General features: G+C 59.6%; 20 protein-coding genes. 6 read left to right on the top strand and 14 right to left on the bottom strand.

What is annotated here, in order from left to right:
* Positions 1 to 134 precede the first annotated feature (134 nt).
* The gene (locus Z946_RS0111450) at positions 135 to 1,085 is read right to left on the bottom strand and encodes a 2-hydroxyacid dehydrogenase (RefSeq protein WP_025055873.1); all 951 of its coding nucleotides are present in this window, start codon (positions 1,083 to 1,085) and stop codon (positions 135 to 137) included.
* A gap of 158 nt (positions 1,086 to 1,243) precedes the next feature.
* On the opposite strand from Z946_RS0111450, the gene Z946_RS0111440 reads away from it, so the two are divergent.
* Positions 1,244 to 2,341 (top strand): cupin domain-containing protein, encoded by a 1,098-nt coding sequence (locus tag Z946_RS0111440; protein ID WP_025055872.1) that lies wholly within the window; start codon positions 1,244 to 1,246, stop codon positions 2,339 to 2,341.
* Between the two features lie 250 nt (positions 2,342 to 2,591).
* Here Z946_RS0111440 and hmuQ read toward each other — a convergent pair whose 3' ends face one another.
* Positions 2,592 to 2,903: a heme-degrading protein HmuQ gene (gene hmuQ / locus Z946_RS0111435; protein WP_025055871.1), complete on the bottom strand. Its 312-nt coding sequence runs from the start codon at positions 2,901 to 2,903 to the stop codon at positions 2,592 to 2,594.
* 13 nt (positions 2,904 to 2,916) lie between these two features.
* On the bottom strand, positions 2,917 to 3,747 hold the full coding sequence (locus Z946_RS0111430) for a ChaN family lipoprotein (protein ID WP_025055870.1): 831 nt from the start codon (positions 3,745 to 3,747) through the stop codon (positions 2,917 to 2,919).
* 213 nt (positions 3,748 to 3,960) lie between these two features.
* On the opposite strand from Z946_RS0111430, the gene Z946_RS0111425 reads away from it, so the two are divergent.
* Positions 3,961 to 5,127, top strand: coding sequence for a nucleotide sugar dehydrogenase (locus tag Z946_RS0111425; RefSeq protein ID WP_025055869.1), 1,167 nt, complete (start codon positions 3,961 to 3,963; stop codon positions 5,125 to 5,127).
* A gap of 18 nt (positions 5,128 to 5,145) precedes the next feature.
* Positions 5,146 to 6,414, top strand: a complete 1,269-nt coding sequence (locus Z946_RS0111420) for a glycerate kinase type-2 family protein (RefSeq protein WP_025055868.1) — start codon at positions 5,146 to 5,148, stop codon at positions 6,412 to 6,414.
* Here the strand turns inward: Z946_RS0111420 and Z946_RS0111415 are convergent.
* From Z946_RS0111415 to Z946_RS0111390, 6 genes are all read right to left on the bottom strand, one after another.
* The gene (locus Z946_RS0111415; protein ID WP_037969183.1) at positions 6,411 to 7,325 is read right to left on the bottom strand and encodes an aminotransferase class IV; all 915 of its coding nucleotides are present in this window, start codon (positions 7,323 to 7,325) and stop codon (positions 6,411 to 6,413) included. The genes Z946_RS0111420 and Z946_RS0111415 overlap by 4 nt on opposite strands.
* 65 nt (positions 7,326 to 7,390) lie before the next feature.
* Positions 7,391 to 8,359, bottom strand: a complete 969-nt coding sequence (locus Z946_RS0111410; RefSeq protein WP_025055866.1) for a DNA topoisomerase IB — start codon at positions 8,357 to 8,359, stop codon at positions 7,391 to 7,393.
* Complete coding sequence (locus tag Z946_RS0111405; RefSeq protein ID WP_025055865.1) at positions 8,356 to 8,574, bottom strand: hypervirulence associated TUDOR domain-containing protein; 219 nt, start codon at positions 8,572 to 8,574, stop codon at positions 8,356 to 8,358. Before Z946_RS0111405 ends, Z946_RS0111410 begins: the two co-directional genes overlap by 4 nt.
* Before the next feature lie 58 nt (positions 8,575 to 8,632).
* The gene (locus tag Z946_RS0111400) at positions 8,633 to 9,427 is read right to left on the bottom strand and encodes an ABC transporter permease (RefSeq protein WP_025055864.1); all 795 of its coding nucleotides are present in this window, start codon (positions 9,425 to 9,427) and stop codon (positions 8,633 to 8,635) included.
* Positions 9,420 to 10,187, bottom strand: a complete 768-nt coding sequence (locus Z946_RS0111395; protein WP_025055863.1) for an ABC transporter ATP-binding protein — start codon at positions 10,185 to 10,187, stop codon at positions 9,420 to 9,422. The genes Z946_RS0111400 and Z946_RS0111395 overlap by 8 nt, the downstream gene beginning before the upstream one ends.
* A 95-nt stretch (positions 10,188 to 10,282) precedes the next feature.
* On the bottom strand, positions 10,283 to 11,302 hold the full coding sequence (locus Z946_RS0111390; RefSeq protein WP_025055862.1) for an ABC transporter substrate-binding protein: 1,020 nt from the start codon (positions 11,300 to 11,302) through the stop codon (positions 10,283 to 10,285).
* 107 nt (positions 11,303 to 11,409) lie between these two features.
* Between Z946_RS0111390 and Z946_RS0111385 the strand changes: the two genes are divergently transcribed.
* The 3 genes from Z946_RS0111385 to rpe all read left to right on the top strand — a co-directional run bounded on the left by Z946_RS0111385 (position 11,410) and on the right by rpe (position 16,387).
* Positions 11,410 to 14,613, top strand: coding sequence for a 4Fe-4S dicluster domain-containing protein (locus Z946_RS0111385; RefSeq protein WP_025055861.1), 3,204 nt, complete (start codon positions 11,410 to 11,412; stop codon positions 14,611 to 14,613).
* Entirely contained in the window at positions 14,610 to 15,611 is a 1,002-nt protein-coding gene (locus Z946_RS0111380; RefSeq protein WP_025055860.1) for an NAD-dependent epimerase/dehydratase family protein, read from the top strand. The genes Z946_RS0111385 and Z946_RS0111380 overlap by 4 nt, the downstream gene beginning before the upstream one ends.
* Before the next feature lie 86 nt (positions 15,612 to 15,697).
* Complete coding sequence (gene rpe / locus Z946_RS0111375; protein WP_025055859.1) at positions 15,698 to 16,387, top strand: ribulose-phosphate 3-epimerase; 690 nt, start codon at positions 15,698 to 15,700, stop codon at positions 16,385 to 16,387.
* A 54-nt stretch (positions 16,388 to 16,441) separates the two neighbouring features.
* On the opposite strand, the gene Z946_RS0111370 is transcribed toward rpe, so the two are convergent.
* From Z946_RS0111370 to Z946_RS0111350, 5 genes are read right to left on the bottom strand one after another with little or no spacing between them, the layout of a single operon-like run.
* Positions 16,442 to 17,935 (bottom strand): class I adenylate-forming enzyme family protein, encoded by a 1,494-nt coding sequence (locus Z946_RS0111370; protein WP_025055858.1) that lies wholly within the window; start codon positions 17,933 to 17,935, stop codon positions 16,442 to 16,444.
* 39 nt (positions 17,936 to 17,974) lie between these two features.
* Positions 17,975 to 18,745: an oxepin-CoA hydrolase, alternative type gene (locus tag Z946_RS0111365; RefSeq protein WP_025055857.1), complete on the bottom strand. Its 771-nt coding sequence runs from the start codon at positions 18,743 to 18,745 to the stop codon at positions 17,975 to 17,977.
* Positions 18,742 to 19,167: a PaaI family thioesterase gene (locus Z946_RS0111360; RefSeq protein WP_025055856.1), complete on the bottom strand. Its 426-nt coding sequence runs from the start codon at positions 19,165 to 19,167 to the stop codon at positions 18,742 to 18,744. Before Z946_RS0111360 ends, Z946_RS0111365 begins: the two co-directional genes overlap by 4 nt.
* 12 nt (positions 19,168 to 19,179) lie before the next feature.
* On the bottom strand, positions 19,180 to 20,313 hold the full coding sequence (locus Z946_RS0111355) for an acyl-CoA dehydrogenase family protein (protein ID WP_025055855.1): 1,134 nt from the start codon (positions 20,311 to 20,313) through the stop codon (positions 19,180 to 19,182).
* A gap of 4 nt (positions 20,314 to 20,317) precedes the next feature.
* Positions 20,318 to 21,523: an acyl-CoA dehydrogenase family protein gene (locus Z946_RS0111350; protein WP_025055854.1), complete on the bottom strand. Its 1,206-nt coding sequence runs from the start codon at positions 21,521 to 21,523 to the stop codon at positions 20,318 to 20,320.
* Positions 21,524 to 21,530 lie beyond the last annotated feature (7 nt).

Genomic DNA, 21,530 nt, shown 5'->3' with positions numbered 1-21,530 from the left:
CAGCGGCAGCGCAAAAGAAGCAACGTACCGAAGTGTGAAGATTTGTAACAGTTCAACAGGGGGCAAGTCTGACGGTGCGAACCGATTCTGTCTAAGAGAAATTTCCCCCATGGCGGGCATGAATGTCGCAGGGTCTAGACCGGATTAGGCACCGGTTTTCCGTTGAAAAACGCAATCAGGTTGTCGATAGCCATCATGCCCATCCCCTCGCGCACCTCCTGCGCCGAGGTTCCGAGATGCGGCAATAACGTAACGTTTTCCATCGCGATCAATGCCTCGGGCACCTTCGGCTCGAATTCGTAAACATCCAGCCCCGCCCCTGCAATCCGGCCCTGCTGCAGCGCCTCGATCAACGCCGCCTCGTCCACGATATCGCCGCGCGCAATGTTCACGAGATAGCTGTCAGCGCCAAGTGCCTCCAGCGCGGCAGCATCAATCAGGTGATGGGTCTGCGGCGTGGCAGGCACGGCGATCACCGCCACATCGGCAGCTTTCATCACGGCTTCAAGGCTGTCCAGTTGGGTGGCTTCGTCCTTTGGCATATCCACGGTGGAGCGGTTATAGAACACCACCTTCATGCCGAACCCGAACCGCGCCCGCTTGGCAATCGCTTTACCGATGCGGCCCATGCCGATGATGCCAAGGGTCTTGCCGGATACATGCAACCCCAAAAGCTGCGTCGGGTGCCAGCCCGGCCATTTGCCGGCCCGCACCATACGCTCGCCCTCTCCGGCGCGCCGGCAGGTCATCAGCATCAGCGTCATGGCGATATCAGCAGTCGCATCCGTTACTGCACCGGGCGTATTGGTCACCTCGATGCCCGCCGCGCGGGCGGCATCCGCATTGATGTGGTTAAACCCGACACCGAAATTCGCAAGTATCCGCGCCCGTGCTGCAACCTCGAACGCCTCTGCCGGAAAGACATCCCCAAGTGTCGGCAAAATTGCATCATAATCGGCAAGCGCAGAGGCACGCTCGGCCTCGGTGATCGGCGTGGTCTCCAGACGCACCGTGACGTCAAAAGCCGCCTGCGCGGCCTTCACAACCTTTTCCGGCAGCGGGCGTGTGATCAGAAGTTTGGTCATGTGGTTCCCTAGGCGTTGCTTTGCAGTGGTCGCTTTGATGGCATGCGACGCAGCAGGCGGCAAGCATCCGGTATCTGTGGTCTGCCTTGTCCGCGCTTATCCCTTGCAGAGCCTTTGCCGATCTGGAACGGTGCCGCAAAAATGAACGGATCACTTTCATGACAGACACCCATACCCCCGCCGAAGTTGTCCTGCCGGTCACGGACCTCAAGACTGAAATGCCCTTCTTTCTCAATGAACTGGGGTTCCGCCTTGAAACGATCTTTCCCGCAGATGACCCTGCGGTGGCAGTGGTATCAGGCCATGGTATGCGCCTGCGCCTCGACCGTGATGCGCAAAATGGGCCGGGCCTCATCCGCATCTATGAAGACATGAAAGACCCTTCCGCCGCGCGTACGCTGACATCACCAAACGGCAACCTTGTCGAAATGCACGACGCCAATCCACCGCTGGTGGTTCCGCAGACGCGTCACTCCTTCATGGTGCGGCGGCTGGCAGACAGCGATGCATGGGTCATCGGCCGCGCGGGTATGCGCTACCGCGACCTGATCACCGACCGCCTTGGCGGCTCTATCATCGCCAGCCACATCCGCATCCCTGATGGCGGGCCGGTGCCGGACATGGTGCACTACCACACCGTCGGCTTTCAGCTGATCTTTTGTTATCGCGGTTGGGTCAAGCTGGTCTATGAAGATCAGGGGGAGCCTTTCATCCTCGAAGCAGGAAACTGCGTCATCCAACCACCGCAAATCCGCCACCGCGTGCTGGAAGCGTCAGACAACGTCGAAGTGCTTGAACTTGGCGTTCCGGCAGAACACATCACGACAATCGATCACGATATGGAATTGCCCAACGGCACCGTGAACCCGGACCGTGAATGGCAGGGTACCAGATTTATCCATCACAAAGCGGCAGAAGCCGTCTGGACGCCATGGCGCGTCCCGGGATGGGAGGCCCGCGACACCGGCATCGCTGACGCAACAAAGAACGTGGCAGGTGTGATGGTGGCCCGCCCCACAAAAGCGGCAGCGCCTGCATGGACTAGCCATGACACCGATATCCTGTTCACCTTCGTGAAAGAAGGAACACTCACACTTGAGGTCGCGTCCGAAGATGCGCAGCCCCAAAAGCTTGTGCCAGGCGACGCCTTCGTGCTGCCGCCTTTCCTCAAATCACGATATATCGATGCATCGCCTGACTGCGAATTGATTGAAGCCACGCTGCCCGCAAATTTTGAAACACAAGTGCACGACTGATCGCCCGCTGTGATTCTGGACGGGGTCAAGGATCGCGGCACGCGACCAATCTTTGATTGGCCTGTCCTTGATGCCGTGCGGAATCGCCCCCAGCCTCAACGCGGTGACTTGAGGATCATACTGATCCCTCAAGCACCTCTCAGCAATCTGGGGCCCTTGCACAGGTCCCCAACATCCCAGTTACGCGAGCACGTCGCGCCACGCGCCAAAAAAGTCGTCGCGCTTGCGCGTCCTTTGGATCACGCCCGCATCAGGTGATGTGCTGGATGGTGCTGAACCCCTCAAAGGTCGGCGCACCTTCATGCAGCTTGGCGGTGGCCCCTGCCCCTTTGTGCGCCGCGCGAAATGCATCGCTGCGTGTCCATGCACGAAACGCATCTTCGGACGCCCAGACCGTGTGAGACGCATAAAGGATCGCTCCTTCTGTTTCCGGCCCGCGTAACATGTGAAACTCCACAAAGCCGTCCATCTCCTTGAGGTGACTGTCACGGCCCAGCCACAACGCCTCAAAGGCCTCGGCATTCTGTGGCGTCACACGAAATCGGTTCATGGCAATATACATCTCGCTCTCCGGGCTAGTTGGCAAATGCGGCGCAGGGATCATCGCGCGGTGCGGCGTCAGCCACAAGGGTCGCATCAAACCTGTCGTCCTTGGCAGCGGCAGGTGCCTCGACAAATCCGATGCTATAAATAGACCGTGTCGGGACGGCTTGGGCCAGCATGAAGGGCATGGCCCAGTCGCGCCGCGCGTGCCCGTTGCCGGTAATCACCACCACGGGAGGCCCATAGCGTTCCAGTGCCCCCACAACTGCTTTTGAAAAACTGGCATCGCGCAAACGTTGCGCCTCGACCATGCCGTCCATCAAGTCGAATGGCATCGCCTGACAATGTGCATCAAATTGCAGCGCCCGTCGTGCCTCCCGCTGCGCATCCGGCAGCGGCACATGCAAGCCAAAGCGCTCTGCACCTTTCCCGAACGCTGCAGCCGCACCCTGATCGAATGCCGCCCGGACAACCGCGCGATCTGCCGCCGCACCCACGACAACCGCGTCACCCAACGCCTCGAATACCGGCTGGTACAGACCGAAATCGGGCCAACCGGCCTCCTCCCAACCAATGCGCTTTCCCCAATCCGCAACATCATCGCGGGGCAAGCCATTCAGGGTATCGGCCATCGGACCGTCAAGCATTTCGAAAACCACTGCACGGGGGGCAATCTCTGCCATCAATGCCGCCTGCCCCTCATGATGGGCTGCGTTGTCGTGCACCTCACCAAGGATCACCACATCCGCTTCCATCATCGCCGCTTTTTGCTGCGGCGAAAGCGCGCCCGGCAGCTCTTGCGCAAGCGCAGCGCCCGCGATGCAAATACCCAATCCCATGCAGACCGATACCAATGCCTTCATCCTGCCGCCCCTCATTGCCGTCCTGTCATGCAGATAGGTGTGGCGTCGCGAAAGTCCTGCTTGCATGACAATTTTCAACACGCGAACCGCGAAACTGCATTGCACCATTGCATCACCCACATCTTGTCTCCGCCCGCGTGGCCCGCCTGACATTGCCAGCCATGTTCCTATGTGAAAAACAGTTTCAAAGAATTGAGGGGCGGCAGTCCGAACATGAAAATAGCAGTTTTTGGCATCGGTTATGTCGGCTTGTCCAACGCGGTCCTGCTGGCACAAAACAACACCGTTGTGGCCGTTGATTTGTCACAAGAACGCGTAGACCAGATCAATGCGCGGGTTTCTCCGCTGGAAGAAGCCGAACTTTCCGAATGGCTCGCCACCCGCGAGCTTGACCTCAGCGCGACCACCGATGCGACCGAAGCCTGCGCGGATGCGGAATTTGTTATCGTGGCGACCCCGACTGACTATGATCCGAAAACCGACTTCTTTGATACCTCATCAGTCGAGAGCGTGATCGCCCTTGCGCTTGGGCAAAGCGATACGGCAAGCATCGTTGTAAAATCCACGGTGCCTGTGGGGTTTGTGGCCCGCATGCGTGCGCTTCATAACACCGATCGCATCTTCTTTTGTCCTGAATTCCTGCGCGAGGGTCAGGCGCTGCACGACAACCTGCACCCTTCCCGCATCGTTGTTGGCGCCGACAGCCCTGCCGCGCATGACTTTGCGCGTTTGATGGCCGAAGCGGCCGAGGCCACAGACATTCCCATGCTGTTCACAGGTCCGGCCGAAGCGGAATCGATCAAGCTTTTTGCCAACACATACCTCGCGCTGCGGGTCGCGTTCTTCAACGAATTGGACAGCTACGCGCTTAGTCAGGATATAGACGCCTACCAGATCATCGAAGGCATCGGGCTCGATCCGCGTATCGGCACGCATTACAATAATCCGTCATTCGGATACGGCGGCTATTGCCTGCCGAAAGACACCAAACAGATGCTGGCGAACTTTTCCGACGTGCCGCAAAACCTGATGCGCGCAGTGGTACAGGCCAACAAGACCCGCAAGGAATATATCGCCGCACATGTGATCGGGATGCAGCCGCAGACGGTAGGTATTCATCGCCTCGTGATGAAAAGCGGCTCGGACAACTTCCGCCAAAGCTCCGTCCAAGGGGTTATCCGCGACATTCGCGATGCGGGTATCCGGGTGCTGATCTACGAACCTGCGCTTGAGAAGAAAAAATTCATGGCCTGCGAGGTCGTACGTGACCTTGATGATTTCAAAGCGCAGTGTGATGTCATCGTGGCGAACCGCGCCTCTGAGGATTTGAGCGATGTGGCGGAGAAAGTGTTCACGCGGGATATCTTTGGCAAAAGCTGATCTGGGGACAATGTTCCGATGGAAAACCTGAACCGCGCATTTCTGGCTCACCTGTTTGACAGCGCAGTCGGCGCCGCTGACCCGATGGCCGCACTCAAGGCGCATCTGCCCGCTCCTCCGAAGGGTCGCACAGTTGTGGTCGGCGCAGGCAAAGGTGCCGCACAGCTTGCCCAAGCGTTCGAGGCACTGTGGCAAGGGCCGGTAGAGGGCGTTGTGGTGACGCGGTACGGCTACGGCGCGACATGCAAAACCATTCGTGTGATGGAAGCGGCACACCCCGTCCCCGACGCCGCAGGAATTGATGCCGCACAAGCGCTCAAAGACATGGTCCGCGATCTGGGACCGGACGATCTGATAATCGGCCTTATCTGCGGTGGCGGCTCGTCGCTTTTGCCAGATCCACCCGAGGGGCTGGAGCTTTCGGATCTACAAGATTTGAACAATGCGCTTCTCGCTTCCGGTGCCCCGATCTCTGTGATGAACGATATCCGCAAGTGCTTTAGCGGGATCAACGGAGGGCGCCTTGCTGCACTCGCCGCCCCTGCCCGCGTCTGCAACCTGATTGTATCGGATGTGCCGGGCGATGCTCCGGGCGAAGTTGCATCAGGCCCGACAGTGCCGGGGCGCCCGAGTATCGCTGCCGTCCGTCAAATCATCGAAACCCGCGGCATCACACTAACGAAGCGTCTGACCGACTTTCTCGCCCGGCAAGAAGCGGACGCCACGGCAGCCAACGATCCGCGCATCACGACCACCATCATCGCCTCTGCAAATATCTCGCTCGACGCCGCCGCCGCCGCCGCCCGCGCAAGAGGTGTTGCGGCATGGGTGCTGTCCGACCGCATCGAAGGGGAGGCCCGCGACGTGGCACAGGTCCATGCGGCCCTCGCCCTTCAAACCGCGCAAAGCAGTTTTCCCTATCCGGCACCTGTGGTCCTGCTCTCTGGCGGGGAAACAACTGTGACTTTGCGCCACAAAGGGCGCGGGGGGCGCAACAGCGAATTCCAGCTTGCGCTCGCACTAGCACTGGAAGGCACCGATGGGATCACAGCGCTTGCCGCTGACACCGACGGCATCGACGGATCAGAAGATAACGCGGGGGCTTTTGCGGACGGACAGACCGCAGACCGGATGCGTCAGGCAGGCGTTGACCCGCAAGGACATTTGCAAGGCAACAACGCCTACACCGCGTTTGACGCTGTCGGCGACTTGTTTGTGACCGGACCGACCGGCACGAATGTGAATGACTTTCGTGCAATCCTGATCGGAGATGTGCCTAAAGCCTAACCGCGCTGGGCGACATGGTCGCGGATCAGATCCTTGTACAGCGCTTGTATCCGCGCCGTCACCGGACGCGATCCGTCTCCGATCGGCTTTCCGTCAATCTGGGCTACTGGCGTCTGCGCACCAAAAGTGCCGGTCAGAAACGCCTCGTCCGCGCCATATGCCTCATACAAGGAATAGTTCTTCTCAAGAACGGGAATGTCGTTTGTGCGGCACAGGTCGATCACCTTTTGCCGCGTAACACCGTTCATACAATAATCGCCGGTAGACGTCCAAACCGCGCCACGCCGCACGATGAAAAAGTTGCAAGCATTGGTCGTGTTCACAAATCCGTGCGGATCAAGCATCAATCCTTCGTCCGCCCCTGCGGCCTCTGCCTGTAAGCACGCAATGATGCAGTTCAGTTTGCTATGCGAATTCAGCTTGGGGTCTTGCGCCATCGGCAATCCGCGCACCTGCGGTACAGACGCCAGCCTGATCCCCGCCGATTGCAGGCGGTCCACCGGCGTTGAATGTTCCATGATGATGACGAGCGTCGGGCCGGATGTGCTGAGTGCGGGGTGTTGAAACGGCTTGTCCTTGATCCCCCGCGTCAGCATCAACCGGCAATGCACATCACTGTGCATGTCGTTGGCTGCTTGCGTGGCCTTCATCGCCTGCGCGATGCCTTCTTTGTCCATGCCGACATCGAGCGAAATCGCCTTACAGGAATTGAAAAAGCGGTCCATATGCTCGTCGAAGAAGGCCCAGACGCCGTCATAAAGACGCATCCCTTCCCAGATGCCATCACCCAGCATAAAGCCGCTGTCATAGACAGAAACCTTGGCCATATCCCTGTGAACAATCTCGCCATTTACATAGATTTTGATGTCGCGATTGCGTTCGTCTTCCTGCGCTTCGTGGGTCGTGCTCATTCCGGCGGCCTCTGAGGTTATTTACCCTCGGATGATAGCAGGTTTGATGCGTGCTGCCAGCGCCCTCAAAGCGCTTCGAGAAATTTGAGCAGCCGTCCTTCCGCCGCATAAAGGTCTGCGCGCTGGTATCCCTCGACACCCCATGCGTCACCACCTGCCATATCGATGACGGCGGGGTGGATATAGCTGTTGCGGGCGATTGTCGGTGTGTTGTTCAGCACATCGGAGGCGGCCTCTGCCATTGCCTTGATCGTGGCATCGCCCTGCTGGCCAACCTCGAACGCGGCGAGCGTCCCTTTCCATGTGCGGAACGTCTTGGCGGTGACGCCCTCAACATCTGCCGCATCAGCGATATAAGCGTTCAGCGCGGCAGAAGACACCGTCTGCGTATCTCCCTCATCATCGACCCAAGACAGCAACTGCGCGCCCGGCAAGTCGCTGATGCTGTGCAACATCGCTGCCAGCCGCTTGTCGTTGATCCGCTTTTGAACCTTCTTGCCACCTTTGGCACGGTACCGCATCTCAATGCTGTTACCGTGAAATCTGATCTGGCGGGATTTCAGCGTCACTGCACCATAGCTCCCGTTCTCGCGGGTATAGGCCGGATCACCTACGCGGATGGCCGTCTTGTCGATAAGCGATACAGCGCAGGCCAGCGCATAAGCGCGATCGCCTGCTTCGTTCTCAAGATCGCGGCGCACCGCACGGCGCATACGTGGCAAAGCCTCGCCAAACTGCACCAGACCATCAAATTTGGTTTGCGCCTGTGCCTCGGCCCAATCGGGATGATACCGGTATTGCTTGCGCTTGCGCGTGTCGCGACCGGTTGCCTGCAGGTGGCCGTTCGGCATCGGGCACATCCAGACGTCTTCATAGGCAGGCGGGACAGCCAATGCTTCAAGGCGCTTGCGCTCGGCTCCGCGTGCGATCGTCGTCCCATCAGGTGCCACATAACTGAACCCCCGACCGCGGCGCAGCCGTTTGATGCCGGGTTGTGCATCCGTAACATGGACCAGATGAGACGGCGCGGTCATGCTTTGCGCACCTCGGATGACAGTTTCAGAACGTTGTCACCGTCTGACTGCTCGATATATAGCGCCGGATCGTCCTTTGATCCGTCACGGGTCACTTCGTTGCCCTTGATCTTGCGCGTCGTCTTTTCTTCAAAAGAACTCTGCACCGTGCCTGTGGCAGTGCCGTCGCCCCAGTCCCACTCTACCTTGTCGCCTTCGCTGTACGAGTTTGCCATGTCTGTCTCCAATTCTGGTTTCAGACAGCAAACCCCCGGAATGCGCTTCGGGTTCCCGTCAAACGCGCCATCGCAGGACGCGCCGTTCCAATGCAGCGATAGCGGCAGATACCGCGACACCCAACACTGACAGAATGACGACCCCGGCAAAGAGCCGCTCCAGATCATAAAGACTGCCTGCCTGAAGTATATAGGCGCCTATCCCGTATTCCGCGCCCAGCATCTCTGCGGCCACAAGCAGGATAATCGCGATGGTCAGCGATATGCGCAGCCCCGACAGGATACCGGGCATCGCGCCCGGCAGCACGATCTTGCCAACAATCGAACGCCAGCTCAGGCCAAAGCTTTGCCCCATGCGGATCAACGTGCGGTCCACATTGTCGACGGCGGCATAGGTGGCCACAACAGTTGGCGTGAACGTACCAAACGCGATAAGGGCGTATTTGCTCATCTCGTCGATGCCGAACCAGATCACAAAAAGCGGCAGCAGCGCGATTTTCGGTATCGGAAAAATCGCGGCGACCAACGGCACCAACCCCGCCCGCACCAATGAAAACAGCCCGATCAAAACGCCGATGGCAATGCCCAGCGTCGCTCCCATGGCCGCCCCCACAACCAGTCGCGTCAGGGATGGCACCAGATGCTTGAACAAAAGCCCCGACTGGTAAAGCTCCTGAAACGTCCACAACACATCGCTCGGGCGCGGCAGTGTCAGCGCCGAGATAAAGCCTGTGCCCGTGCCCCATTCGGCAAGCAACAGCAAAACGATAAAGACGGCCAGACCGACACCGCGCTTGCGTTCGGCTACGAAACCCGCACCGCGAAAGGGGACCGGACGCCGGGGATCAGACATGCAACAACTCCGCATCTGCCGCCGCAGCCTCATCGCGCATCAGCCCCCACAAGTGCTGTTGCTGGGCTTCCAGCGCTGCATCGCCATAGCTACGCTCGGCCAGCGGTGTATCAAGCTCGACCACCTCGCGGATTTGTCCGGGCCTGCGCGACAACACAACAATTTTATGACCCAGACGTACCGCCTCGGCCAGATTATGGGTGACGTAAACGGCGGTGAACGGCTGGCGCGTCCACAGGCTTATCAGATCATCCATCAGCAATTCGCGGGTCTGGCTGTCAAGCGCGGACAGCGGCTCGTCCATCAGCATCACAGCCGGATTGACGGCAAGCGCGCGCGCAATGGCGACCCGTTGTTTCATGCCACCCGAAAGCTGTTTGGGCAGCGCATCACCGAATTCGCTTAGCTTGGTGCGCGCCAACACATCGTCAATGATCCGCGACCGCTCTGCCGCTGCAAGCCCGTGATCCTCTAACACGAGCGAGACATTGCCACGCACGCTACGCCACGGCAGCAGGGCAAAATCCTGAAAGATATATGTGAGCGGGTTCAGGCAGGCCTCGGGCGGTGCCCCCACCTGCATCACCGTGCCTTTGCTCGGCTTTTCCAAACCACCCAAAAGACGCAGCAGGGTGGACTTGCCACAGCCCGAAGGCCCTACGATGCACACGATCCTGCCCGACGGAATATCCAGTGTGATGTCGCGCAGCACTTCGGTATCGCCGTAGTGGTGGTGTATATGTTCTGCTTTGAGGTCCAACGGCGGCTCCGGTCTTCCAAAGTAAATCGCCCTCCGCAGGAAGGGAGGGCGATGCCCGTGTCACTCACGGGCAAAGCGTTCTGACGAAGGGCCGCTTATGCGCCCATCGTCTCTACATAAGATGTATCGACCAGCGTCTCCATTGTGATGTCCGCGTCCACCAGCCCTTCGGACTGGAACCATGCCAACTGATCGGCCACAGAGGCCACGTTCAGCGCCGCACCTTCGTTCAGCCGCATCGTGCCGTTGATGATTGACGGTGCCGCCTTCTCGCGCGGGCGGTCGGTGTAGACATACTTGTGAATAAGATCGACCATCTCGTTCACGCCCTCATCGCCCTTGTACTTGGAGATCATGGTGCTGTTGTAATCCTTCACCCCTTTCGAGAACCCGTCGATGAAACCTTTGGTCATCTCACGCTCGTCTGCTGCATTCTTGGCAGAGGTAAAGACAGTCGTGACCTGATAATCCGGCACATAATCGGCGACATTACCGATGATGTGCACGGCACCACCGCCTGACAACGGCTTGGCGATATGCGGCACGATTGACCAAGCATCCACCTGCCCTGACTTCAACGCGCCGATGATCGCGCCGACCTTCTGCAACGGCTTGAAGCTGAGCGAGATGCCTTCCTTCTGCGCGATCTTGGAGCCCATGTAATGGAACGATGATCCCGCCTGCGTCACAGCCCAGCTTTTGCCGTCCAGCATCGCGGGGCTGGTAATGCCTGCCTGATAGGCCGCATCCGACACCAGAATTTTCTGCCCGTCGATACCGGGATCTTCCTGCAACGCGCCGCCGATCACCTTGATGGCTCCTTTGTCTGCCAACGAAACCAATCCGCCCGAAATCGCAGTCACGGCATAGTCCACATCGCCACTGGCAATCGCGACGGCCATCGGCTGTGCCGCCTCAAAGAAACGCAGTTCAACATCAAGACCGGCATCCGCGAAATAGCCGCGCTCGAAAGCAACAAAGCTGCCCGAATGGCTGGTAAAGCGCAGCGCGCCTACAGTGATCTTGCGGTTCTGCGCCAATGCAGGTGCGGCCAGTCCTACGGCGGTCGCGGCACCCAGTGTGGCCAACGCATGGCGGCGGTTCATTCGTGTCATGGTATTCCTCCCCTTTTGCGGCCAACCATGGGCAGCGCACGGCACCGGTGTCAAGGCTCGGCACTGTTGCACTGGTTTTCCGCATCGCGCTGTGTCACGAGTTCCGAATGAAGTTATTCTCTGCAAAGTCGCGGCCCGTTCATCTGGGGTCATATCCACTTGAGCGGCTCAACCGCCTCCCCGCTATGCCCGTCCAGATGCCCCGTTTGCCCTTTGCTGCATTGAGCTTTCATCGCCCTGATGACCCCGCCAACATCGTCAATGCGATGGCCCCGTTTCAGGCGATGATGGATGTGCTGCGCACCGGTAAGGTCAATCCTGTGCGCGCGACGATCCCGGCAGACGGTCAGGAACGCGCCAACCACCTCAAGGCATTCGGATACTTCAATGACGCCTCGATGATGGGCGTCTGTGCGCTGCCTTCCACCGCAACGCTCGCGCAACCGCGCTGCAATCCGGACATGGATGCGCTCGCTCAGGATTTGCGGGACAAGCAGACCAAAACGCTTGCCGCCGGTGTCGACGCGATCATGGCCAACCTGCGTGACGCAGCATCCACGCCGGTCGGACCTTTGCCCAAGCACACCCATGCACTTGTCGTCCTCACAGCGTTCCCCCGCGATCCGCGCAAGGACGAGCCGGGCAGCGACTGGATCATGGACGCACAAGCCGAGCGTGCCTGCCTGCGTGCCACCGAGAACGCCACGGTGCTGGCCGAATATATCCGGCAACTTGGCTTTGATGCGCGGGCGCATTCCACCACAACCTCCGACGTAAACCTCAACCACTGCGCCGTGGCCGCAGGTCTGGCTGTCTGGGAAGGTGGCCGCGCTCAGGCACCGTGGATCGGCACCCGCTTTGGCCTTGCTGTTGTGACAACCGACATGACGCTCACGCCAGACAAACCACTCGCCCCTCTGGCGCGGCAACCTTGGTCGGCGCTCAAAGGTCCACTGTGGCAGCTGGGCACCCATGGTGGCCACAATGCGCGCACCCAGGACCCCTACCGCGCCCGCGACTTTGCCAGCGGCCCGCATCCGTTCGAAACGCTCAAGCGCGTTGACAGCCCGACGACCTATATCGACGCGCCCAACGTGCCACGTATTCCCAAACGTACCGACATGTTTGCACGCGGCCAGTTCGGCGACATGGGCCCCAAGGTCCAGAACGCGATGAAAGGCGGGCACCATATCGTCAAAGCCGCCCCATCTGCCGCACAACGCCGCCTTTTGGGCGCGCTCATCCTGTTGCAGGACGGGCCGGTTGCAGATGCGCCTGCGCAAAACGATGCCGACCGCAATGCCGCCAACATGAAGGCCGCCAGCTATTTTCTCGGGGCCGATGCCGCCGGTCTTTCGGCCTGCCCCGACTGGACGTGGTACAGCCATGACGCAACAGGCACGCCTGTCGACCCGCCCCATGATCAAGCACTTTCGATGATTATAGATCAGGGGTTTGAGACGATGGAGGGGGCGTCGGGCGACGACTGGATCAGCGTCAGCCAAAGCATGCGCGCCTACCTGCGTTTTGCCATTCTGGGCGGTGTGTTATCACAGCATCTGCGCAATCTGGGCTATCCGGCCAAAGCGCACACCGTGATGGACGGGGACGTGTTGCAACCCCCGCTTCTGCTGCTGGCCGGTCTGGGCGAGGTGAGCCGCATCGGCGAGGTTATCCTGAACCCGTTTCTCGGACCGCGCCTCAAGTCCGGTGTCGTCACCACCACCCTGCCGGTAACCGCTGACAAACCCATCGACTTCGGCCTGCAAAAATTCTGCGAGGCTTGCAATAAATGCGCCCGCGAATGCCCTTCAGGTGCGATCACCGCCGGTCCGAAGAAGATGTTTAACGGCTACGAGATCTGGAAATCCGACAGCCAGAAATGCGCGACCTACCGGATCACAAATCAGGGCGGTGCCATGTGCGGACGCTGCATGAAAACCTGCCCCTGGAATCTCGAAGGATTGTTCGCAGAAAGCCCTTTCCGCTGGGCGGCCAGCAACGTGCCAAGCGCGGCCCCGCTGCTGGCCAAGCTGGATGATAAAGCAGGGCGCGGCAGCCTCAACCCCGTGAAAAAGTGGTGGTGGGATATCGAAGCGAAAGCGGACGGCGGATTTTCGGTGCCCGAAGCCCCCGTGAACACCCGCGGATTGCAACCCGAGCTGGAGGTCAGGCCGGAAGACCAGACGCTTGCGGTCTACCCTGCGCCCCTTGCGCCCCATCCTTGGCCCTATCCAGATCCGATGAACCGCGAAGCCGGAATTACGGCACATGCCGCTTTGCTCAGCGCAGATGAACACCGCGCGAAATCTGCGGCAGGCGATACAGATCACCTGCACCTCTACGATGCCTCCCGCGACGCCCCCGTGCTCGACCTGCGCATCACCAAAGCCGAAAGGCTCAGTGATGGCGTCACACTCTATACATTCGCGCACCCCCAAGGCCACGCCCTGCCAAGCTGGACGGCTGGGGGACACCTGGATCTGGTCGTCGCCCCTGAATATCTGCGCCCCTATTCCCTAACGGGCGACCCTGCCGACCGCTCCTGCTACCAGATTGCGGTTCTGCGCGAGGATGAGGGCCGTGGCGGCTCGGCCCTGCTGCACCGGGTCTTCACCAAGGGGCGGCGGGTGTTTGTCTCCAAACCTGTGAACCACTTCGAGCTGGTCGAAGACGCGTCGCATTCCCTTTTGATGGGCGGCGGCATTGGCGTCACACCTATGATCGCCTTCGCGCACCGGTTGCACGCGCTGGGCCGCCCGTTTGATCTGCACTATTCCGCCACCAGACGCGCCGATGCGGCGTTCTGTGACATCCTTTCAGATATGCCGTGGGCCGCGAATGTTCATCTGCATCTCTCTGACGAAGGCACGCGTGCCGATCTGCCCGCTATCATGTCCGCGTTACCTCGGGGTGCACATGTTTACACATGCGGACCGGATGCCTACATGCAAGCCGTTATGGATACAGCAGCCGCCTCACATATTCCCGAAGATCACCGCCATCTTGAGTATTTCGGGGTGCCGGATGTCCCCGACTACGTGAACCACGCCTTCACGCTGCGCCTGTCATCAGGCCGCGACATTGCCGTGCCGTCAGATATGACAGCCTCCGACGCACTGATCGCCGCTGGCATCCCTGTCGACCTCAAATGCAGCGACGGGATTTGCGGCGTGTGTAAATGCGGCGTCACCTCTGGCGTGGTTGAGCATCGCGATTTTGTCCTTTCCGCCGCCCAACGCGAGACATCGATGATCCTGTGCCAGTCCCGCGCGGCCGAACCGGACGGCGTAGTGGAGATCGACCTTTGAAAACCGCTCTTGTGACCGGTGCATCCGGATTTGTCGGCTACTTTACCGCCCGCGCCCTGCTGGATACAGGCTGGCGCGTGATCGGGATCGACAGCATGTCGGACTACTACGATGTCACGCTGAAAGAACGCCGTCAGGCAATGCTGCTGGACCATCCCGCATATCAGGTCGTCAACGACAAGATCGAAACGCCCGGCACGCTTCTTACCCTTTTTGAGCAGCACCGCCCCGACATCGTCATCCACCTTGCCGCACAAGCGGGCGTGCGCCACTCGATCCAGATGCCCCGCGCGTACGTCGAAGCCAATCTGATCGGGACGTTCGAGCTGCTTGAAGCCGCGCGGACCTTCCCGCCAAAACACCTTCTGCTGGCCTCCAGTTCTTCCGTTTACGGTGCAAACACGAAACTTCCCTACGCGGAAGGCGATAAGGTCGACACCCAGATGTCGTTCTATGCGGCCACCAAAAAGGCGACCGAGAACCTCGCCCACAGCTATGCGCATCTCTACAAGTTACCTACCACCATGTACCGGTTCTTTACGGTCTACGGGCCTTGGGGTCGTCCCGATATGGCGCACTTCAAATTCACCCGTGCTATCCTGAACGGCGATCCTATCGACATCTACAACCACGGTGACATGAAGCGCGACTTTACCTATGTGGATGATCTTGTCGCTTCCCTGCTGGCCCTCGCCGACAAGGTCCCCGACCCCGAGCATCCCGTCGCCGGAGACAGCATCTCGCCCGTTGCGCCCTTTCGTGTCGTGAATATCGGCAACGACAGTCCGGTGAACCTGCTGGATTTCATAAAGGCGATCGAGACCGCCTGCGGACGCGAAGCCATCAAAACCTATCACCCGATGCAGCCGGGGGATGTGCCAGCCACTTGGGCCGATGCGACCTTGCTTAAAACCCTCACCGGTCAACGGCCCGTTACACCGATTGCAACAGGCATCCAGCATTTTGTTGACTGGTACCGTGCCTATTACAATGTTTGACCAACGGCCTCACTTGGCCTTTCAGCTCTCCGTCCTTTCCACCCGCACTGCCAGCCGCTATGAAGCGCAAAACAGGAGCCGCGCCCGTGACCTTTGACCGTAAAATCAAGATTGCCCCATCCATACTTGCCGCCGACTTCGCCAACTTCGGTGCCGAATGTGCAGCGGTTGAGGCACAGGGTGCCGATTGGGTGCACGTCGACGTCATGGACGGACACTTTGTTCCGAATATCAGCTTTGGCCCAGCGACCTGTGCCGCGATCCGCCCCCACATAAAAGGCGTCATGGACGTGCACCTGATGATCGCGCCTGTTGACCCCTATATCGATGCTTTCGCCCAAGCCGGTGCCGATGTCATCACCGCCCATCTTGAGGCTGGTCCCCATATCCACCGCACCCTGCAAGCAATCCGCGCAAGTGGTGCCAAGGCCGGTGTAGCACTAAACCCCGGCACGCCTGCGGAAAGCGTCGCGGACCTGCTGGAAGTGACCGACCTCATTTGTGTGATGACGGTGAACCCCGGCTTTGGCGGACAGAAATTCATCGACCTGCGCACCAAAATCGAGACACTGCGCCGCATGATTGGCGACCGGCCGATCCATATCGAGATCGACGGCGGCGTTGATGCGAAAACCGCACCTCTGGTTGCAGCCGCCGGGGCTGATGTGCTTGTCGCGGGCTCGGCCGTGTTCAAGGGCGGATCGGTTTCCGATCCGGCCCCTTACGGCGAGAACATCCGCGCCATTCGTGCAGCGGCTGAAGGTGTTTATGTCTAAACCCTTAACGGATTGATTAAAAAGCAATGTTTCGCACGCGAAACATGCGCTGCTTCAGCCAAGCTGGTCCGCGAACGTATCCAGAAGCTTGTGCTTGAGAAGCTTGCCAGTAGGTGCAGCCGGTAAGCTGGTGGCCAGCACGATCTGCGAGGGGCGTTTGTAGCCTGCCAAACGTTCCGCAACAAACCTGCGCAATTCATCCGGATCGACTGTGTCGCCCTCCGCAATCTGGGCGAACGCCAGCACCTGTTCGTCACCGTCTTTCATGCGCCCGACCACCGCTGACTGGATCACCTGCGGATGATCGTTCAATGCGGCCTCCACCTCAGGCGGATAGACGTTAAAGCCACCATGGATAATCAGTTCTTTCGAGCGCCCCAGAATGTGCAGATGGCCATGCTCGTCAATCTTGCCCAGATCACCAGTGCGCAGCCAGCCCTCCGCATCAAGCGCCTTGGCCGTCTCGGTCGGGTTGCGGTAGTAGCCCTTCATCACATGCGGACCTTTGACCAAGACCTCACCTTCGCCCGCGCCATTTCCGCCCGGTGCCTGATCGTCAATTCGTATCTCTGTTCCGGGTGTCTTGGGACCTACTGAAATGTCGCTCGACCCCAGCGGGTTATCTGTGGCCGACGCACCCGAACAGGTCTCTGTCATGCCAAAACCGTTCTGCAATGGCAGGCCGTAAAAGCTCTCTGCCTTGCGCTTCCAAGCCGGATCAAGCGGCGCACCGCCCGACGAGACATATCGCAGGCTGGGCGAATTCAATTTCGTCAGACCCTGTTCGCGCACATACTGCATCACCAGCGCATGCATCTGTGGCACCGCGGGCAGGATCGTCACGCCGTTCATAACGGCATCATACAGCGCCTTGGCTGAAAACCGCGCCTCCTGCTGAACGGTCACACCCGCAAAGCAGGCCCCCGTCACAACTGAGACCAGACCGAACACATGGGTCAGCGGCAGCACACCATAGATTACATCGTCCGGGGTCATCCTGCGCAGGTTCGAAGACGCCTCCGCGCCAAAGCACATATTGTCATGTGTCAGCATCACGCCCTTAGGATCGCCGGTGGTGCCTGTCGTGTAAAGCAACACAGCAACATCATGCAGGTCGGCATCAGGATCGGTGGTACGCGCCGCCATGTGAAGCCCGCCGAATGTCCCTTTGACTTCCGCCGCACCCAACCGCTCAGCATGGGCTGTTGCGTCTTTCGATACTGCCGTGGTCATCAGCACTGCCGCAGGTGTGGCGTGATCCAGTATGCGGTTCAGCTCGCTTTCGGTCTGCCTCGCGTTGACGGGAATTGCGACCGCATCAAGCTTCCAGCAAGCAAAAAGAACCGCAACTGCATATGCACAGTTTTCGGACAGCATAAGCACACGGTCGTTGGCAGCAACACCCGCACCACGCAGGACATAAGCCAGCTCCGTGCTCGCGGTATCGAGGTCCGTGTATGTCCACTGCGTGCCGGTGCTGTCGGTCAGCGCAAGCGCAGCGGGGCGCGCCGCAACCTGCGCGGCCAAAAGTTCTTCTACACGTGCCATTCTTACCCTCCCAAGTGCCGGACGCGTTGATCTATCCGATCAACTGTAATTCGGTGCGCGCTTTTCCAAGAACGCCGCGATGCCTTCTGCGGCCTCGTCGCGACCTGACGCTGCTGCCATCGCGTTGCGCTCCGCATCAAGCTGCTCTGCTTCGGTCGCTTCATAAGCATCCGCAACCAACCCGCGAATGACACCCTGCGCTTCTCTCGGACCCGCCGCAATGGCGTCAGCAAGGGCTGTCGCTTCTTCCATCGCTTTGCCCGGTGCCACCAAGCGGCTGATCGCGCCAAGCTCGGCAAAACGCGATGCCATAACGGGCCGGCCCAACAGGCACATTTCCATCGCCAGTGGACGCGGCAACAGACGGGCCATCGAAGACGTCAAACCGCCATCCGGCACCAGGCCTGCTTTGACATAAGCGGCTGTGAACTTGGCATCTTTCGCCGCAACGATCAGATCACACGCCAGCGCAAGGCTTAACCCTGCACCCGCCGCACCACCTTCGACAGCGGCGATCAAAGGCACAGGACAGGACCGCATCGCGCGGACCAGATCGTGCAAATCTTCAATTCTCTCGCGCCGTTCCATCTCGGGTGTCTGACGGCGCTCGATGATGACGTTCAGGTTGCCACCTGCGCAGAAGAACGGCCCGTCGGCTGTCAGAATGACGGCCCGGATGCGTGGCTGTTGCGCTTGCTCCATCGCGTCCTTGATGCATTGGTACAGCTCCGGCGACAGTGCGCCGCGCGTTTCCTGATTGCCGTTCCAGATGATCAACCGGTCGCCCGCATCCTCGATCCGTGCACTCATGTCAGTTTCTCCTGTGGGACGCGTTTGAAAACGCCGCTGGATGTGGCAATGACGGTGCCATCTTCGTGCTTGAGCACACCGTCGATATAAAAGAGGCTGCGCCCGCCGCCCCGTAGGGTGCCGGTGGCCCAGACACGGCCCGCGCGCCCCGGTGCGATGTAATGGGTGTTCATCGAGATCGTCAGAAACGGAGCCGTCCCGGAGGGGTCAACCGTCAGCGATCCTGTGCACCCGCACGCGTTGTCCAGCATGCAGGTTGCGATGCCGCCGTGTAAAACGCCATGGCGGTTGGTGTGTTGTGGCCCCACATCCAGAAAACAGCGACCGTGGACCCCGTCGGACACGTCAACGACGTATCCGATCAGGGTCTGGGTGCCTGTTTCGTCCCGGATCAGGAACTTCTCATCAGGTTGCGAACTCATCTGCCTGTCCGTTCAGGCGGCAGCGAGTGCGATAAACCGCTCCAGATGATGATCGGTATCGCCAAAGCGGTGATCCGCCATGACAATCCGCTTGGCGATATGGGCCAGCTCGTATTCCTGCGTCATGGCAATACCGCCATGCAGCTGGATGCTGTCCTCTGCCACCAGACGGCCAGCGCGGCCCATCAGGTTCTTGGTGGCCGAGATATTGCTTTCGCGTGTTTTCCGGTCGCCTTCCAGATGGCCTGCAGCGTTGATCACGGCAGAACGTGCCTGCTCCATCTCGATCAGCAAATCGGACATGCGGAACGCAAGCGCCTGGAACGTGCCGATCGGACGGCCAAACTGTTTGCGCGTCATCAGGTAGTCTTTTGTCAGATGGGTTGCGGTTTCCATCGCACCCAGCGTCTCGGCGCATTGTGCGACATTTGCCGCAGCGATACGCGCCTCAATCGCGGCATAGGCCTCGCCCGCTTTGCCCAAACGTGCGCTTGCCGGGAGACGCACATCGTCCAGCATGACTTCGGCAGCACGGCCACCGGCCAACAGGGCATACCCCTGAACAGTGACGCCCTTCGTGTCGGCAGGGACAAGGAACAGGGAAATTCCCGCCTCGTCATCACGGTCGCCGCTTTCGCGGGCAGACACCACGATGTGATCGGCAGCTTCGGCATTTACCACCACGGCCTTGTGACCGTTCAGGACGATGTCGTCGCCTTCCGTCTTGGCGGTTGTCTGGACGCGGTTCAGGTCATAGCGGCTGGACGGCTCACCATGTGCAAACGCCATCTGGGACGTACCGCCGATGACCTCTTCGACCAGCGCAAGCTGGCTCTCGTCGCCCAGATCAGCCACCAGACCACCACCCAGAACGGCAGTATCAAGAAAGGGTTCCACCACTCCGGCACGGCCCAGTTCTTCGAACACCACTGCGATGTCAAAACCCTTGCCGCCAAAGCCGCCCTGCTCTTCTGTGAACAGTGCACCGATGACACCCAGCTCCGCCAGTTCTGCCCATATCTCTTTGGACATGCCTGTGTCGCTCTCAAGGATCGTGTTGCGCGTTGCTGTGTCGTAACGGTCGCGCAGGAAACGTCGCAGGGTGTCCTGCAGCATCTGCCGCTCTTCTGTAAGGTCGAAATTCATGGTCTTATCCCTGCATGCTGACTTTGGCGATAATGCCGCGCTGGATTTCGTTCGAGCCGCCGAAGATCGACAGCTTGCGGTTGTTGAAGTACTTGGCCGCAACCGGACCCGCGCCCAGCGGATCGGGCAGACCGGCGTTCGATCCTTCAACAGCTTCGGATGCGAATGGCATCGCGTAAGAGCCGACAGCGCGGCGTGCCAGATCGTTGATTTCCTGACGGATTACCGTGCCTTTGACCTTGAGCATTGACGCTTCGACACCGGGTGCGGAGCCTGCGGCAGCCTTGGAAATGATCCGCAAGTTCGTGGTCGCCATTGCTTTGAGATCAATCTCGACCTGCGCCACGCGTGCTGCGAAATGCGGGTTCTGGATGAGAGGCTTGCCGCCTGCCATCTCGGATTTGGCCAGACGCTTTACGGTGTTCAGACCTGCCTGAGAGAACCCGACGCCCGCGATGTTTGTGCGTTCGTGGGTCAGCAGATACTTGGCATAGGTCCAGCCCTTGTTCTCTTCGCCGACAAGGTTCTCGACCGGCACCTCGACGTCTGTGAACCAGACCTCGTTCACCTCATGCGTGCCATCCAGCAGAATGATCGGGCGCACTTCGATGCCTGGTGTGTCCATGTCGATCAGCAGGAACGAAATACCTTCCTGCTGCTTCACGTCCTTGTCGGTCCGCACCAGACAGAAAATCATGTTTGCGTGCTGACCAAGTGTCGTCCATGTCTTCTGACCGTTCACGACATAATGCGTGCCCGCCTCGTTCTTGACGGCCGTGGTTTTCAACGAAGCAAGGTCGGAACCGGCACCCGGTTCGGAATAGCCCTGACACCACCAATCGTCGCCGTTCAACATGCGGGGAAGCCAGTAATCATTCTGCTCTTGGCTGCCGAATTTCTGCAACACAGGGGCCAGCATGGAGAAACCGAAAGGCACGATGCGCGGCGCGTTGGCAGCGGCGGCTTCTTCTTCAAAGATGTGGCGCTGTACGGCGTTCCACTCGGCACCGCCGAATTTCTTTGGCCAGTTTGGCACAAGCCAGCCCTGTTCGTTCAGGATCGCATGCCAGCGTTCCATATCATCCTTGGTCAGGTCGTCCCCGTCCGACCCCGCGACCTTGTCGCTCAGGTCTTTAGGCAGTTTTTCCTTGAGAAAGGTACGCACCTCTTCGCGGAATGCCTTCTCTTCGTCAGAATAGCTCAGATCCATGATGTGG

This window comes from Sulfitobacter noctilucicola (assembly GCF_000622385.1).
Taxonomy (GTDB): Bacteria; Pseudomonadota; Alphaproteobacteria; order Rhodobacterales; family Rhodobacteraceae; genus Sulfitobacter; species Sulfitobacter noctilucicola.
The sequence above is the reverse complement of the archived record's forward strand: the minus strand, read 5'-3'. Positions and strand labels throughout refer to the sequence as shown.